Origin of the sequence: Salipiger pallidus (assembly GCF_014643635.1) — a bacterium.
GTDB lineage: Bacteria > Pseudomonadota > Alphaproteobacteria > Rhodobacterales > Rhodobacteraceae > Salipiger > Salipiger pallidus.
The window spans coordinates 506,861-521,123 of the sequence record NZ_BMJV01000001.1 but is presented as its reverse complement, the minus strand read 5'-3'; the positions used below and the strand labels follow the sequence as shown (position 1 = coordinate 521,123).

General features: G+C 63.8%; 13 protein-coding genes. All 13 read left to right on the top strand.

Annotated features, from left to right (window positions below; genetic code table 11):
* Positions 1 to 15: 15 nt before the first annotated feature.
* Positions 16 to 2,037, top strand: a complete 2,022-nt coding sequence (gene nuoG / locus IEX41_RS02475; protein WP_188788482.1) for an NADH-quinone oxidoreductase subunit NuoG — start codon at positions 16 to 18, stop codon at positions 2,035 to 2,037.
* Positions 2,034 to 2,435 carry a YNQ4 family lipoprotein gene (locus IEX41_RS02470; RefSeq protein ID WP_505952483.1) on the top strand — a complete coding sequence of 134 codons (402 nt, stop codon included), beginning with the start codon at positions 2,034 to 2,036 and terminating at the stop codon, positions 2,433 to 2,435. Before nuoG ends, IEX41_RS02470 begins: the two co-directional genes overlap by 4 nt.
* Before the next feature lie 10 nt (positions 2,436 to 2,445).
* Positions 2,446 to 3,483 (top strand): NADH-quinone oxidoreductase subunit NuoH, encoded by a 1,038-nt coding sequence (nuoH, locus tag IEX41_RS02465; RefSeq protein WP_188788478.1) that lies wholly within the window; start codon positions 2,446 to 2,448, stop codon positions 3,481 to 3,483.
* A 5-nt stretch (positions 3,484 to 3,488) separates the two neighbouring features.
* Positions 3,489 to 3,983: an NADH-quinone oxidoreductase subunit NuoI gene (gene nuoI, locus IEX41_RS02460; protein WP_188788476.1), complete on the top strand. Its 495-nt coding sequence runs from the start codon at positions 3,489 to 3,491 to the stop codon at positions 3,981 to 3,983.
* An 83-nt stretch (positions 3,984 to 4,066) separates the two neighbouring features.
* Positions 4,067 to 4,471, top strand: coding sequence for a carboxymuconolactone decarboxylase family protein (locus IEX41_RS02455; RefSeq protein WP_188788474.1), 405 nt, complete (start codon positions 4,067 to 4,069; stop codon positions 4,469 to 4,471).
* The gene (locus tag IEX41_RS02450; RefSeq protein ID WP_188788472.1) at positions 4,468 to 5,070 is read left to right on the top strand and encodes an NADH-quinone oxidoreductase subunit J; all 603 of its coding nucleotides are present in this window, start codon (positions 4,468 to 4,470) and stop codon (positions 5,068 to 5,070) included. Before IEX41_RS02455 ends, IEX41_RS02450 begins: the two co-directional genes overlap by 4 nt.
* Before the next feature lie 212 nt (positions 5,071 to 5,282).
* Positions 5,283 to 5,588 (top strand): NADH-quinone oxidoreductase subunit NuoK, encoded by a 306-nt coding sequence (gene nuoK, locus IEX41_RS02445; protein ID WP_188788470.1) that lies wholly within the window; start codon positions 5,283 to 5,285, stop codon positions 5,586 to 5,588.
* Positions 5,589 to 5,594: 6 nt separating this feature from the next.
* On the top strand, positions 5,595 to 7,898 hold the full coding sequence (gene nuoL, locus IEX41_RS02440; protein ID WP_188788468.1) for an NADH-quinone oxidoreductase subunit L: 2,304 nt from the start codon (positions 5,595 to 5,597) through the stop codon (positions 7,896 to 7,898).
* Positions 7,898 to 9,448, top strand: coding sequence for an NADH-quinone oxidoreductase subunit M (locus tag IEX41_RS02435; RefSeq protein WP_188788466.1), 1,551 nt, complete (start codon positions 7,898 to 7,900; stop codon positions 9,446 to 9,448). Before nuoL ends, IEX41_RS02435 begins: the two co-directional genes overlap by 1 nt.
* 11 nt (positions 9,449 to 9,459) lie before the next feature.
* Entirely contained in the window at positions 9,460 to 10,905 is a 1,446-nt protein-coding gene (gene nuoN, locus IEX41_RS02430) for an NADH-quinone oxidoreductase subunit NuoN (protein ID WP_188788464.1), read from the top strand.
* Between the two features lie 104 nt (positions 10,906 to 11,009).
* The gene (locus IEX41_RS02425; protein WP_188789221.1) at positions 11,010 to 11,756 is read left to right on the top strand and encodes a biotin--[acetyl-CoA-carboxylase] ligase; all 747 of its coding nucleotides are present in this window, start codon (positions 11,010 to 11,012) and stop codon (positions 11,754 to 11,756) included.
* A gap of 14 nt (positions 11,757 to 11,770) precedes the next feature.
* Entirely contained in the window at positions 11,771 to 12,550 is a 780-nt protein-coding gene (locus tag IEX41_RS02420; RefSeq protein ID WP_188788462.1) for a type III pantothenate kinase, read from the top strand.
* Complete coding sequence (locus tag IEX41_RS02415; RefSeq protein WP_188788460.1) at positions 12,547 to 14,211, top strand: ribonuclease J; 1,665 nt, start codon at positions 12,547 to 12,549, stop codon at positions 14,209 to 14,211. Before IEX41_RS02420 ends, IEX41_RS02415 begins: the two co-directional genes overlap by 4 nt.
* Positions 14,212 to 14,263: the final 52 nt, after the last annotated feature.

Genomic DNA, 14,263 nt, shown 5'->3' with positions numbered 1-14,263 from the left:
TCTGGGAATATGCCAATGAGTGACCTGCGCAAGATCATCATCGACGGGGAAGAGCTGGAAGTCGATCCGGCGATGACACTGATCCAGGCCTGCGAAGAGGCCGGGATCGAGATCCCCCGCTTCTGTTACCACGAGCGGCTGTCCATCGCGGGCAACTGCCGCATGTGCCTTGTAGAGGTCGTCGGCGGCCCGCCCAAGCCTGCGGCTTCCTGCGCCATGCAGGTGCGCGACCTGCGCCCCGGCCCGGAAGGCCAACCGCCCGTGATCAAGACCAACTCGCCCATGGTCAAGAAGGCCCGCGAGGGGGTGATGGAGTTCCTGCTCATCAACCACCCGCTGGATTGCCCGATCTGCGACCAAGGCGGTGAATGCGACCTTCAGGACCAGGCTATGGCCTACGGCGTCGATTTCAGCCGCTACCGCGAACCGAAGCGCGCGGTGACAGACCTCGACCTTGGGCCGCTGGTCGAAACCCACATGACGCGCTGCATTTCCTGCACCCGCTGTGTCCGCTTCACCACCGAGGTGGCGGGCATCACCCAGATGGGCCAGACCGGCCGCGGCGAGGATGCGGAAATCACCAGCTACCTCAACCAGACGCTGGATTCGAACCTGCAGGGCAACATCATCGACCTGTGCCCGGTGGGCGCGCTGGTGTCGAAGCCCTACGCTTTCACCGCCCGTCCGTGGGAGCTGACCAAGACCGAGAGCATCGACGTGATGGATGCGCTTGGCTCGTCGATCCGCGTGGACACGAAGGGCCGCGAAGTGATGCGCTTCCTGCCGCGCAACCATGACGGCGTGAACGAGGAATGGATTTCCGACAAGACCCGCTTTGTCTGGGACGGCCTGCGCCGCCAGCGTCTTGATCGGCCTTATATCCGCGTGGATGGCAAGCTGAAGCCCGCCACCTGGCCCGAGGCGCTGTCCAAGGTCACCGAAGCCATGAAGGGCGCGAAAAAGCCCGTGGGCCTCGTGGGCGACCTCGCCCCGGTGGAGGCGGCATTCTCGCTCAAGACCCTGATCGAGGGGCAGGGCGGGTCCGTCGAATGCCGCACCGATGGCGCGAAACTGCCGGCGGGCAACCGTTCGGGCTACGTGGGCACCGCCACCATCGACGACATCGATAACGCGAAATTCATCCAGCTGATCGGCACCAACCCGCGCGAGGAAGCGCCGGTGCTGAATGCGCGCATTCGCAAGGCCTGGGCCGCGGGCGCGAACGTGGGCCTCGTGGGCGAGGCGGTCGATCTGACCTATGATTATGCTCATGTGGGCAACGACCGGGCGGCACTGAATTCGCTTCTGGGCAAGAGCTACAACAAGGTGCTGGACGCGCCTTCGGTCGTCATCGTGGGACAGGGCGCCCTGCAGGAGGCAGACGGTGCTGCGGTGCTGGCCGCCGCGATGAAGCTGGCCGCCGATACCAAGTCGAAGTTCATGGTGCTTCACACCGCCGCCTCCCGCGTGGGAGCGATGGACGTGGGTGCAGTGACAGACGGCGGCATGGACGCTGCGATGGAGGGGGCCGACGTGGTCTGGAACCTCGGCGCGGACGAGATCGAAATCGGCGACGGGCCGTTCGTGATCTATCAGGGCAGCCACGGCGACCGCGGTGCACATCGCGCCGACGTCATTCTGCCCGCCGCCGCCTACACCGAGGAGAACGGCCTGTTCGTGAACACCGAAGGCCGCCCTCAATTGGCGCTGCGCGCTTGTTTCCCGCCGGGAGAGGCCAAGGAAAACTGGGCGATCTTCCGGGCGCTTTCGGCCGAGATCGGCGCGAAGCTGCCTTGGGACAGCATGGCGCAGCTGCGCCGCGCGCTCATCGAGGCGGTGCCGCATCTTGCGGGCATCGACACCGTTGCGGAGAACGACTGGTCCGCGCCCGAGACGGGATCGCTTGGCGACGCGTCTTTCCGCTACGCGGTAAGGGACTTCTGGTTGACCAACCCCATCGCCCGCTCGTCCGTGCTCATGGCTGAGCTGTCGGCCAACGCCAAGGCACGTCGCGACGCGCCACTGGCGGCGGAATGACGTTGATGGGCCGTCTGCTCATATCCCTTGCGGCGCTTGGCGCGCTCACCGCCTGCGAGACCACCTCGCAGGCGCCCGAAGCGCCGTTCGAGCCCGTGTATGAAGGGGTGGACACGGCCCTGCTTGACGGAGATCTGGTGAATTTCTTCGTCGCCATGCGCGGCGCCCGCGACACGGGCGACGTGGAGGATTACGCGCGCTGCGCTGCGGCACAATATGCGCTCATTCGCGGTTACGGCTTTGCCCGTCACTTGCGAACAAATGTCGCGCAGGAGGGTGGCCTCTGGCGCGGAGATGCTGTTTACACGATCTCGGCTGCATTGCCCCAAGGGTTGAAAACCATAGACGCGGAAGTCGTCGCCCTGGCCTGTGCCGAGAACGGAATACCGATGGTGTGAGGGACACTTGATGGCAGACTTCTTCTCAACCCCCTTCGGGATCTTCGTGATCATCCTCGCGCAATGCGTCGCGGTGCTTGGCTTCGTGATGATCTCGCTGCTGTTCCTCGTCTACGGGGACCGCAAGATCTGGGCCGCCGTGCAGATGCGGCGCGGCCCCAACGTGGTGGGCACCTACGGCATCCTCCAGTCGGTTGCCGACGCGCTCAAGTACGTTGTCAAGGAAGTGGTGATCCCGGCGGGTTCTGACAAGGCCGTGTTTATCATGGCGCCGATGATTTCCTTCGTGATGGCGATGATCGCCTGGGCGGCGATCCCATTTGCCGATGGCTGGGTGCTGGCCGACATCAACGTGGCGATCCTCTATGTCATGGCGATCTCGTCGCTCGAGGTATACGGCGTCATCATGGGCGGCTGGGCCTCGAACTCGAAATACCCGTTCCTCGGCTCGCTCCGGTCGGCGGCGCAGATGATCTCCTACGAGGTTTCCATCGGCCTGATCATCATCGGCGTGATCATTTCGACCGGCTCGATGAACTTCGGCCAGATCGTGCACGCGCAGGACACCGGCTTTGGCCTCTTCGGCTGGTACTGGCTGCCGCATTTCCCGATGGTCTTCCTGTTCTTCATCTCTTGCCTTGCGGAAACCAACCGCCCGCCCTTCGATCTTCCCGAAGCGGAATCGGAACTGGTCGCGGGCTATCAGGTGGAATATTCGGCCACGCCGTTCCTGCTGTTCATGGCCGGTGAATACATCGCCATCTTCCTGATGTGCGCGCTGACCTCGCTGCTGTTCTTCGGTGGCTGGCTGTCGCCGATCCCCGGCCTGCCTGACGGCGCGCTGTGGATGGTGGGCAAGATGGCCTTCTTCTTCTTCCTCTTCGCCATGGTGAAAGCGATCACCCCGCGCTACCGCTATGACCAGCTGATGCGCCTTGGCTGGAAGGTCTTCCTTCCGTTCAGCCTCGTCTGGGTCGTCTTCACCGCCTTCGCCGCCAAATTCGGATGGTTCTGGGGCCTCTTCGCCCGCTGGACCACGGGAGTGTAAGCCACATGACGCAGATCGATTACGGCCGCGCCGCGAAATATTTCCTGCTGTTTGACTTCATCAAGGGGTTCCAGCTGGGGCTGCGCTACTTCTTCGCGCCGAAGCCCACGCTGAACTATCCCCATGAAAAAGGGTATCTGTCGCCCCGCTTCCGCGGGGAACACGCGCTGCGCCGCTACCCCAACGGGGAAGAGCGATGCATCGCCTGCAAGCTCTGCGAGGCGATCTGCCCGGCACAGGCCATCACCATCGACGCCGAGCCGCGCGACGACGGCTCCCGCCGGACCACGCGCTACGACATCGACATGACGAAATGCATCTACTGCGGCTTCTGCCAGGAAGCCTGCCCGGTAGACGCCATTGTCGAAGGTCCGAATTTCGAGTTCTCGACCGAAACCCGCGAAGAGCTGTTCTACGACAAGCAGAAGCTTCTCGAGAACGGCGAACGATGGGAGGCGGAGATCGCCCGCAACCTGGAACTCGACGCACCGTATCGCTGATCTTTGGAGAGGACGATGATCGCCATGTGCCTGACCTTCGAAGCCTGCCAGGGCCGCCCGCGCGGCTCGACGGAGATCTGCGCATGAGCGAGAAAACCCCCTTCGAGCTGATGATGGCGCAGGCACAGGAGATGGCGCGGATGTTCAATCCCGCCCTCGAGAACTTCAGTCCCAAGGAATACGAAAAGCTCTGGCCGACCATGCCAAAGGAGTTCATGGAATTCTGGTTCGGGCGTGGCATGTCGAAGGAGGGCCTTGATTCCAAGACCCGGCTTCTTCTGACGCTGGCCGGGCTGACCATGCAGGGCGCGCAGGCCGACACGCCGGTGCGCATGACCGTGCGCCACCTCATGGAGGCCGGCGCCACCAAGGACGAGATCGCCGAGACCATCGCGCATATATCGATGTTCGCCGGCATACCCGCCATGACCCGCGCCATGGAGCTGGCGCGCGAGGTCATGGAAGACAACAAGGATGACGACGCATGATGGTCTTTGCCTTTTATCTCTTTGCCCTGTGCGCCATCGTGGGCGGGCTGTTCACCGTCATAAGCCGCAACCCGGTGCATTCGGTGCTCTGGCTGATCCTCGCCTTCCTCAGCTCGGCGGGGCTGTTCGTTCTGCTCGGGGCGGAATTCGTGGCGATGCTGCTGGTGATCGTCTACGTGGGCGCGGTCGCGGTGCTGTTCCTCTTCGTGGTGATGATGCTGGACGTGGACTTTGCCGAACTGCGCGCGGGCATGGCGAAATACATGCCCCTCGCGCTGCTGATCGGCATCGTGCTGCTGATGCAGCTGGGTATGGCCTTCGGTGTCTGGGAAACCTCCGAGATGGCGGCCGAGCTCTCCACCGCGCCGACGCCGACGGACATGCACAACACCGCCGCCATCGGCGTGCTGCTCTATGACCGCTACTTCCTCGCCTTCCAGCTGTCGGGTCTGATCCTGCTGGTGGCAATGATCGGGGCAATCGTGCTGACCATGCGCCACCGCCAGGATGTCAAACGCCAGAACGTGCTGGCGCAGATGTACCGCGATCCGGCCAAGGCCATGGAGCTGAAAGACGTGAAGCCGGGGCAGGGCCTCTGACGGGCAGACCGGCGATGTAGGGATACCGGGGGCCACGGCCCCCGCTGGGTAACGGGGCGAACGGCCCCGGTGACAAGATACGAGGCCCCGGAGCACGGGGCAGGAAGAGGGACAGCGATGAGCGTAGCCAGCTGGATAGCCATCTTTTTCGCGGGCATCTTCGTGCCCGTGGTCCTCGGAGCGCGCCAGTCGCGCCGCAAGGGAGGCATGCAATGATCGGGCTTGAACATTACCTGACGGTGGCAGCGGTGCTGTTCGTCATCGGCATCTTCGGGATCTTCCTGAACCGCAAGAACGTCATCATCCTGCTCATGAGCCTCGAGCTCATCCTGCTGTCGGTGAACATCAACATGGTGGCGTTCTCGTCCTACCTCGGCGATCTCGCGGGGCAGGTGTTCACGCTGTTCATCCTGACGGTCGCTGCCGCCGAGGCCGCGATCGGCCTTGCGATCCTCGTCTGTTTCTTCCGCAACCGCGGCTCGATCGCCGTGGAAGACGTCAACGTGATGAAAGGCTGATCCGCGATGGTGACGATCATTCTCTTCGCTCCGCTGATCGGGGCCATCATCGCCGGCTTCGGCTGGAAGTTCATCGGCGAGAAGGGCGCGCAGTGGACCACCACGGGCCTGCTCTTCCTTGCCGCGCTGCTGTCCTGGATCGTGTTCCTGACCCTTGGCGAGGCGCATACCGTCACGCTCTTCCGCTTCATCGAAAGCGGTACGCTGTCGACTGACTGGTCGATCCGGGTGGACCGGCTGACGGCGATCATGCTCATTGTGATCAACACGGTGTCGGCGCTCGTGCACCTCTACAGCTTCGGCTACATGGCGCATGACCCGCAGTTCGAACACACGCCCTACCGCGCCCGGTTCTTCGCATACCTGTCGCTCTTCACCTTCGCGATGCTGGCTCTGGTGACCTCGGACAACCTCGTGCAGATGTTCTTCGGCTGGGAAGGTGTGGGCCTCGCGTCCTACCTGCTCATCGGCTTTTACTACAAGAAGCCGTCGGCAGGGGCTGCGGCGATCAAGGCCTTCGTGGTCAACCGCGTGGGCGACTTCGGCTTCGCGCTGGGGATTTTCGGCCTGTTCTTCCTGACCGACAGCATCCAGTTCGACAACATTTTCGCCGCTGTGCCGACCATTGCGGAAACCGAGCTGCACTTCCTGTGGACCGACTGGAACGCGGCTGAGCTGATCGCCTTCCTGCTGTTCATCGGCGCGATGGGCAAGTCGGCGCAGCTGTTGCTGCACACCTGGCTGCCCGACGCGATGGAAGGCCCGACCCCGGTGTCGGCGCTGATCCACGCGGCCACCATGGTGACCGCGGGCGTGTTCCTCGTCTGCCGGATGTCGCCGCTGATGGAATTCGCACCGAACGCCACGGCCTTCATCACCTTCCTTGGGGCCACCACGGCGTTCTTCGCCGCAACGATCGGGCTCGTGCAGAACGACATCAAGCGCGTCATCGCCTATTCGACCTGCTCGCAGCTGGGCTACATGTTCGTCGCCGCCGGCGTCGGCGTCTACCCGGTGGCCATGTTCCACCTGCTGACCCACGCCTTCTTCAAGGCCATGCTGTTCCTTGGCGCGGGCTCGGTCATTCATGCGATGCACCACGAACAGGACATGCGGAACTACGGCAACCTGCGCCACAAGATCCCACTGACATTCTGGGCCATGATGATCGGCACCCTTGCCATCACCGGCGTGGGCATCCCGCTGACCGGCTGGCTGGGCTTTGCGGGCTTTGTGTCGAAGGACGCGGTGATCGAAAGCGCATGGGCCGGCACCAGCGGCGGCTACGCCTTCTGGATGCTGGTCATCGCGGCGCTGTTCACCAGCTTCTATAGCTGGCGTCTCATGTTCATGACCTTCTACGGCAAGGCACGGGGGGACAAGCACACCCACGACCACGCCCATGAAAGCCCGCGCGTGATGACCATCCCGCTTGGCGTGCTTGCCATCGGTGCGATCTTCTCGGGGATGGTGTTCTATTCGAGTTTCTTCGGAAACCACGACAAGGTGCTGAGCTTCTTCGGCATGCCTGCTCACCACGCCGAGGCCTCCGAGCACGGCGAAGAGGCGGCGCACGGCGAAGAGACCGCCATGGCCGACACCGCGACCGGTGAGGGCGCGGATGAGGCTGCACCTGCCGAAGCCTCAAGTGAAGCGGCTGCGGAAGAGACTGCAACCGCCGACACCGCCACCGAAGTGGGCGCGGAAGGCACCGCAACCGCCGACACCGCCACCGAAGAGGGCGCGGAAGGCACCGTAACCGCTGACACCGCCATCGAAGAGGGCGCGGAAGCGACTGCAATGGCAGACGACGCCGCGGGTGAAGACGGCAATCACGCCGCCCCCGCCGCCGGTCTTGAGTATGGCGCCATCTACATGGCCCCGGACAACACGGTCATGGATGACGCGCACCACGCGCCGGTCTGGGTCAAGCTGACGCCCTTCGTGGCGATGCTCATCGGGTTCGGCGTGGCGTACTGGTTCTACATCGTGAACCCCACCTTGCCGCGCAAGCTGGCCAAACAGCAACGCCCGCTGTACCTTTTCCTGCTCAACAAGTGGTACTTCGACGAGGCCTATGACTTCCTCTTTGTGCGCAGCGCCAAGGGCCTTGGCCGTTTCTTCTGGAAGCGCGGCGATGGTGGCGTCATTGACGGCGGCATCAACGGCCTTGCCATGGGGATCATTCCCTTCTTCACCAAGCTTGCGGGCCGCGCGCAGTCCGGCTTCATCTTTACCTACGCCTTCGCCATGGTGATCGGGATCGTGCTTCTCGTCACATGGATGTCGATCTCCGGAGGGGCACACTAATGGATAACCTTCTGTCCATCGTCACCTTCCTGCCCGCGCTTGCGGCGGCGATCCTCGCGCTGTTCCTGCGCGGGGGCGACGCGGCCGCGGACCGGAATGCCAAGTGGCTGGCGATGATCGCAACCACCGCGACCTTCGTGATCTCGCTGTTCATCTTCTTCCAGTTCGACCGGTCGCAGACCGGCTTCCAGATGGTGGAAGAGGGCCAATGGATCATGGGCCTGCGTTACAAGATGGGCGTCGACGGCATCTCGGTGCTGTTCGTCATGCTCACCACCTTCATGATGCCGCTGACCATCCTCGCCAGCTGGGACGTGAAGAGCCGGGTGAAGGAATACGTGATCGCCTTCCTGCTGCTGGAAACGCTGATGCTCGGCGTGTTCATGGCGCTGGACCTGGTGCTGTTCTACCTGTTCTTCGAGGCAGGGCTGATCCCGATGTTCCTCATCATCGGCATCTGGGGCGGGGCGAACCGCATTTACGCGTCGTTCAAGTTCTTCCTCTACACCTTCCTTGGGTCGGTGCTGATGCTGGTGGCCATGGTCGCCATGTATGCGGACGCAGGGACCACTGATATCCCGACGCTGCTCACCCACCAGTTCGCCTTCGCGGACTTCGAGGTGCTGGGCATCCACATCGTCGGCGGCATGCAGACCATGCTGTGGCTGGCCTTCTTCGCCAGCTTCGCGGTCAAGATGCCCATGTGGCCAGTGCACACTTGGCTTCCCGACGCGCACGTTCAGGCGCCCACCGCGGGTTCGGTCGTGCTGGCAGCGATCCTTCTGAAGCTGGGCGGCTATGGCTTCCTGCGCTTCAGCCTGCCCATGTTCCCGGTGGGGTCCGAGGTGATGGCACCGCTGATCTTCTGGATGAGCGCCATCGCCATCGTCTACACCTCGCTGGTCGCGCTGGTGCAGGAGGACATGAAAAAGCTCATCGCCTATTCGTCCGTCGCCCACATGGGGTACGTGACCATGGGCATCTTCACCGCCAACCAGCAGGGCGTCGACGGCGCGATCTTCCAGATGATCAGCCACGGCTTCATCTCGGGCGCGCTGTTCCTCTGCGTCGGCGTGATCTACGACCGCATGCACACCCGCGAGATCGACGCTTACGGCGGCCTCGTGAACCGCATGCCCGCCTATGCGCTGGTCTTCATGTTCTTCACCATGGCCAATGTGGGCCTTCCGGGGACCTCGGGCTTTGTCGGGGAGTTCCTGACGCTCATGGGGATCTTCCAGGTCAACACCTGGGTTGCCCTGTTCGCCACCTCAGGGGTGATCTTCTCGGCGGCCTACGCTCTGTGGCTCTATCGCCGGGTGGTCTTCGGGGATCTCATCAAAGAGAGCCTTAAGACCATCCAGGATATGACCCCGCGCGAGCGCTGGATCTTTGCGCCGCTGGTGGTGATGACCCTGTGGCTGGGGGTCTACCCCTCGGCTGCGCTGGACATCACCGGCCCTGCGGTCGAAGCGCTTCTTGACAACTACGACACGGCCATCGCCGCCGCCGATCTTGGCGGTGCGACTGTGGCCGAAGCCAACCACTAGGGGGGCGGGACATGATCTCGGCTGATCTCAACATCATCCTTCCGGAGATCCTGCTGGCGGTGATCGCCATGCTGGCCCTCGTCGGAGCCGTCTATACCGGCAAGGACAAGGCGGCACCGTTGCTGGTCTGGGGTGCCTCGGGGCTGATGCTGCTCATGGCGATCTGGGTTGGCACGACGGGCGGGCCGGAGCCGCGCATCGCCTTCCATGGCATGTTCGTGGACGACGCGTTCTCGCGCTTTGCCAAGGTGGCGATCCTGCTTTCGGCGGCGGCGGTGCTGCTGATGTCCGAGGGCTACATGAAGCGCCACAACATCCTGCGGTTCGAATACCCGGTGCTGGTGCTGCTGGGCGTGGTGGGCATGATGGTCATGGTCTCCGCAGGGGACCTCATCACGCTTTACATGGGGCTTGAGCTGCAATCTCTGGCGCTCTACGTCGTCGCCGCCCTGCGCCGCGACAGCGAGAAGTCGACCGAAGCGGGCCTCAAGTACTTTGTTCTCGGCGCTCTGTCGTCGGGCCTGCTGCTCTATGGCGCGTCGCTGGTCTACGGCTATTCGGGCACCACGCTGTTCTCGGGGATCATCGCCGCCGCCACCGAGGACCGGTTGTCGGTCGGTCTGCTCATTGGCCTCGTGCTGATGATGTCGGGGCTTGCCTTTAAGGTCTCGGCCGTGCCGTTCCACATGTGGACGCCGGACGTCTACGAAGGCTCGCCGACCCCGGTGACCGCCTTCTTCGCCACCGCGCCGAAAGTGGCGGCCATGGGCCTTTTCGCCCGGCTGCTGTTCGACGCTTTTGGCGGCGCCATCGCGGACTGGAGCCAGGTGGTCGCGGTGCTGTCGCTGCTGTCCATGTTCCTCGGCTCCATCGCGGCGATCGGGCAAAAGGACATCAAGCGCCTGATGGCCTATTCGTCGATCACCCACATGGGCTACGCGCTTATGGGCCTTGCGGCGGGCACGGAATTCGGTGTGCAGGCGATGCTGGTCTACATGGCGATCTACGTCACCATGAACGTCGGAACCTTCGCCTTCATTCTGTCCATGACCCGCGACGGCCAACCGGTTTCGGACATCGACAGCCTCGGGCTCTACGCCAAGAAGGAGCCGACCCGCGCGCTGGCCATGCTGGTGCTGCTGTTCAGCCTCGCGGGCGTGCCGCCGCTGGTGGGCTTCTTCGGCAAGCTCTACGTGTTGCAGGCCGCCTATGGCGGGGGCCTTGTCTGGCTGGCGGTGGCGGGCGTGATCGCGTCGGTGATCTCGGCCTACTATTATCTGCGCATCGTCTACTTCATGTACTTTGGCGAAGACCGCACGGACAAGCTTGACGCGGGCGGCTCTCCGGTGCTCTGGGGCTTCCTCGTGGCGTCGGCGGCCATCATGGTCGTGGGGGTGGTCAACCTCTTCGGTGTAGAGGGCGCCGCAGCCTCTGCCGCGGCGACGCTGGTCAACTGAGCCCGATTTGCTAGAAGACTTGAGTGGCGCGGCTGACGGGCGCGCCGCTTTGCGTGAAAGGCCTGAGAGTTGAGAACACCCAGATACGAGACGGGCAGGGCACGATGAGCTGGCCCGCGGGATACGGCCGCCGGGTGATGGCGGAAATCGACAGCACAAATGCCGAGGCGGCCCGGCGTGCGGGCATGATGGCAGGACCGGAATGGATCTGTGCGCTGAACCAGACCGCGGGTCGGGGCCGCCGGGGCCGGGCCTGGACCATGCCGCCGGGCAATTTCGCCGCGACGCTGGTGATGCGTCCGCGCGAGGCGCCGCAGGTGGTGGCGCTGCGCAGTTTCGTGGCGTCGCTGGCGCTTTACGATGCCTTCGCCGCCGCCACCGGACGGGTGGACGGGCTGGCGCTGAAGTGGCCCAACGATGTGCTGCTCAATGGCGGCAAGGTCGCGGGCATTCTGCTGGAAAGCCTCGGGCAGCGGCAGGGCGTGCAGCATTTGGCCATCGGCATCGGCGTCAACCTTGTGGCCGCGCCCGGCGCGAACGAGGTCGAGCCGGGCGCGGTGCGGCCCGTGTCGCTGCTTTCGGAGACCGGCGCGCGGATCGCTCCGGAGGAATTCCTCGACCTGCTGGCCGAGGCCTACGCCCTGCACGAGGCACGTTTCGTCACCTATGGGTTCGAGCCGATCCGCGAGGCGTGGCTTGCCCGCGCGGCGCGCCTTGGCGAGGTCATTACCGCCCGCACCGGCCGGACTGAGACCACCGGTACCTTCGAAACCGTGGATGGCTCGGGCAACCTCGTGCTGACCACGCGGGCGGGCCGTCAGGCCATTCCCGCTGCCGACGTATTCTTCTGAGGGAGAGAGTTTCCATGCTTCTGGCCATCGACTGCGGCAACACCAACACCGTCTTCTCCATCTGGGACGGTACGAAGTTCCTTGCCACGTGGCGCACCTCGACCGAACACCAGCGCACGGCGGACCAGTATTACGTCTGGCTCTCGACCCTCATGGACTTCCAGAAGATCGAAGCGCAGATCACCGATGTCATCATCTCGAGCACGGTGCCCCGCGTGGTGTTCAACCTGCGCGTCCTGTCGGACCGCTATTTCAACACCCGGCCTTATGTGGTCGGTAAGCCCGACTGCCTTCTACCCGTGGCCGTGCGGGTGGACGCTGGCACGAATGTCGGCCCCGACCGCCTTGTAAATACGGTGGCGGGCTACGATCTTCATGGTGGAGACATCATCGTCGTCGATTTCGGCACGGCCACGACCTTTGACGTGGTGGACCACGACGGCGCCTACGTGGGCGGCGTCATCGCCCCCGGCGTGAATCTTTCGCTAGAAGCGCTTCATCTTGCCGCCGCGGCGCTTCCGCATGTGGACATTTCCCGTCCCGCAAGCGTAGTTGGCACCAACACCGTCGCCTGCATGCAGTCAGGCATCTTCTGGGGCTATATCGGCCTCGTCCGCGAAATCTGCGACCGCATCAAGGCCGAACGGGCCCGTCCGATGAAGGTCATATCCACAGGTGGGCTGGCACCTCTTTTCCAGCAATCGGAAGACCTCTTCGACGAGTGGGTGGATGCGCTCACGATGCATGGTCTCACAGTCATCCACGCATACAACAAGAGGCAAACACCCTCATGAGTGAACGTATCATCTACCTCCCCCTTGGCGGGGCGGGTGAAATCGGAATGAACTGCTACGTCTACGGCTATGGCGAACCGGGCAAGGAACGCCTGATCGTCGTCGATCTTGGCGTGGCGTTCCCCGACATGGACACCACGCCCGGCGTGGACATCATCTTTGCCGACATCTCGTGGCTCGAGAAGAACCGCAGCCGCATCGAGGCCGTGTTCATCACCCACGCCCACGAAGACCACGTGGGCGCCGTCGGCCACACCTTCGAGCGCCTCGGCGTGCCGATCTACGCCCGTGCCTTCACCGCCAACCTCGCGCGGCACAAGGTGGCGGAGTACGGCCTGTCCGAAGACACCATCCGCACCGCGTCGAAGTGGCCCGAGACCATCAAGGCCGGCCCCTTCACCGTGGGCTTCCTGCCGATCTCGCACTCCATCCCCGAAAGCTCGGCGCTGGTGATCGACACGCCGCAGGGCCGCCTGATCCACACCGGCGACTTCAAGCTCGACGAAAGCCCCGTGGTGGGCGAGGCCTTCGATCCCAAGCTCTGGGCCGAGGTCTGCGCGGGCGGCATCAAGGCGATGATCTGCGACTCGACCAACGTCTTCTCGCCCAATCCCGGCCGGTCGGAATCCACCGTGGGGCCGAACATCGAAAAGCTGGTGTCCGAGGCGCCGAACATGGTCGTATCGACCACTTTCGCCAGCAACGTGGCGCGGGTGAAGACCCTCGCGCAGGCGGGTGACCGGGCAGGGCGGTCGATCTGCCTTCTGGGCCGCGCCATGCGCCGCATGATCGAAGCGGCCATCGAAACCGGCGTGCTGACGGATTTTCCGACCGTGATCGGCCCCGAGGATGCCACTCAGATCCCGCGCGAGAACGTCATGCTGATCGTTACCGGTAGCCAAGGCGAACGCCGGGCTGCTTCGGCCCAGCTGGCGCGGGGCAAGTACAACGGCATCGAGCTCAAGGAGGGCGATCTCTTCCTGTTCTCGTCCAAGACCATTCCGGGCAACGAAAAAGACGTGATCCGGATCATGAACAACCTGTCCGAAAAGGGCGTGGACGTGGTCGAGGATCGCGACGGCAGCTATCACGTGTCGGGCCACGCCAACGGGCCGGACCTCGCCAAGCTGCAGGACATCGTGAACCCGCAGATCGTGGTGCCCATGCACGGCGAACATCGCCACCTGCGCGAGCACGTCAAACTGGCCGAGGGCAAGGGCCGCACCGGTGTTCTGGCGGTCAACGGCATGATGATCGACCTCTCGGGCAACCAGCCCACGGTGGCCGAATGGATCGACGCAGGGCGCACCTATCTGGACGGGTCTGTGCAGATCGGCGCCATGGACGGCATCGTGCGTGACAGGATCCGCATGGCTCTGAACGGGCACGTGGTGGTGACGGTTATCCTCGACGAGGACGACGAGCCGCTGGGCGAGCCGTGGTGCGAGCTTATGGGCCTGCCGGAAACCGGACGGTCCAACGCATCGCTCGTCGAGGTGCTCGAAGAGGACCTGAGCCAGTTCCTCGGGCGGGCAGGGGCCAAGACCCTGACCAACGACGACAAGCTCGAAGAGGAAATGCGGCGCATCACGCGCAACAGCACCAACAACGAGATCGGCAAGAAGCCCGAGGTGACCGTCGTCATCAGCCGCCTCAGCTGAGGCGCCGGGACCATCGCCAGCAAGGGCGCAGGAACGTTGCGCCCTTGCACTT

Coding starts and splice junctions, on each gene's coding strand:
- nuoI (WP_188788476.1), top strand. CDS start 3,489: ATGACGCAGATCGATTACGGCCGCGCCGCGAAATATTTCCTGCTGTTT.
- IEX41_RS02455 (WP_188788474.1), top strand. CDS start 4,067: ATGAGCGAGAAAACCCCCTTCGAGCTGATGATGGCGCAGGCACAGGAG.
- IEX41_RS02415 (WP_188788460.1), top strand. CDS start 12,547: ATGAGTGAACGTATCATCTACCTCCCCCTTGGCGGGGCGGGTGAAATC.
- nuoG (WP_188788482.1), top strand. CDS start 16: ATGAGTGACCTGCGCAAGATCATCATCGACGGGGAAGAGCTGGAAGTC.
- nuoL (WP_188788468.1), top strand. CDS start 5,595: ATGGTGACGATCATTCTCTTCGCTCCGCTGATCGGGGCCATCATCGCC.
- IEX41_RS02420 (WP_188788462.1), top strand. CDS start 11,771: ATGCTTCTGGCCATCGACTGCGGCAACACCAACACCGTCTTCTCCATC.
- IEX41_RS02470 (WP_505952483.1), top strand. CDS start 2,034: ATGACGTTGATGGGCCGTCTGCTCATATCCCTTGCGGCGCTTGGCGCG.
- nuoN (WP_188788464.1), top strand. CDS start 9,460: ATGATCTCGGCTGATCTCAACATCATCCTTCCGGAGATCCTGCTGGCG.
- nuoK (WP_188788470.1), top strand. CDS start 5,283: ATGATCGGGCTTGAACATTACCTGACGGTGGCAGCGGTGCTGTTCGTC.
- IEX41_RS02425 (WP_188789221.1), top strand. CDS start 11,010: ATGAGCTGGCCCGCGGGATACGGCCGCCGGGTGATGGCGGAAATCGAC.
- IEX41_RS02435 (WP_188788466.1), top strand. CDS start 7,898: ATGGATAACCTTCTGTCCATCGTCACCTTCCTGCCCGCGCTTGCGGCG.
- nuoH (WP_188788478.1), top strand. CDS start 2,446: ATGGCAGACTTCTTCTCAACCCCCTTCGGGATCTTCGTGATCATCCTC.
- IEX41_RS02450 (WP_188788472.1), top strand. CDS start 4,468: ATGATGGTCTTTGCCTTTTATCTCTTTGCCCTGTGCGCCATCGTGGGC.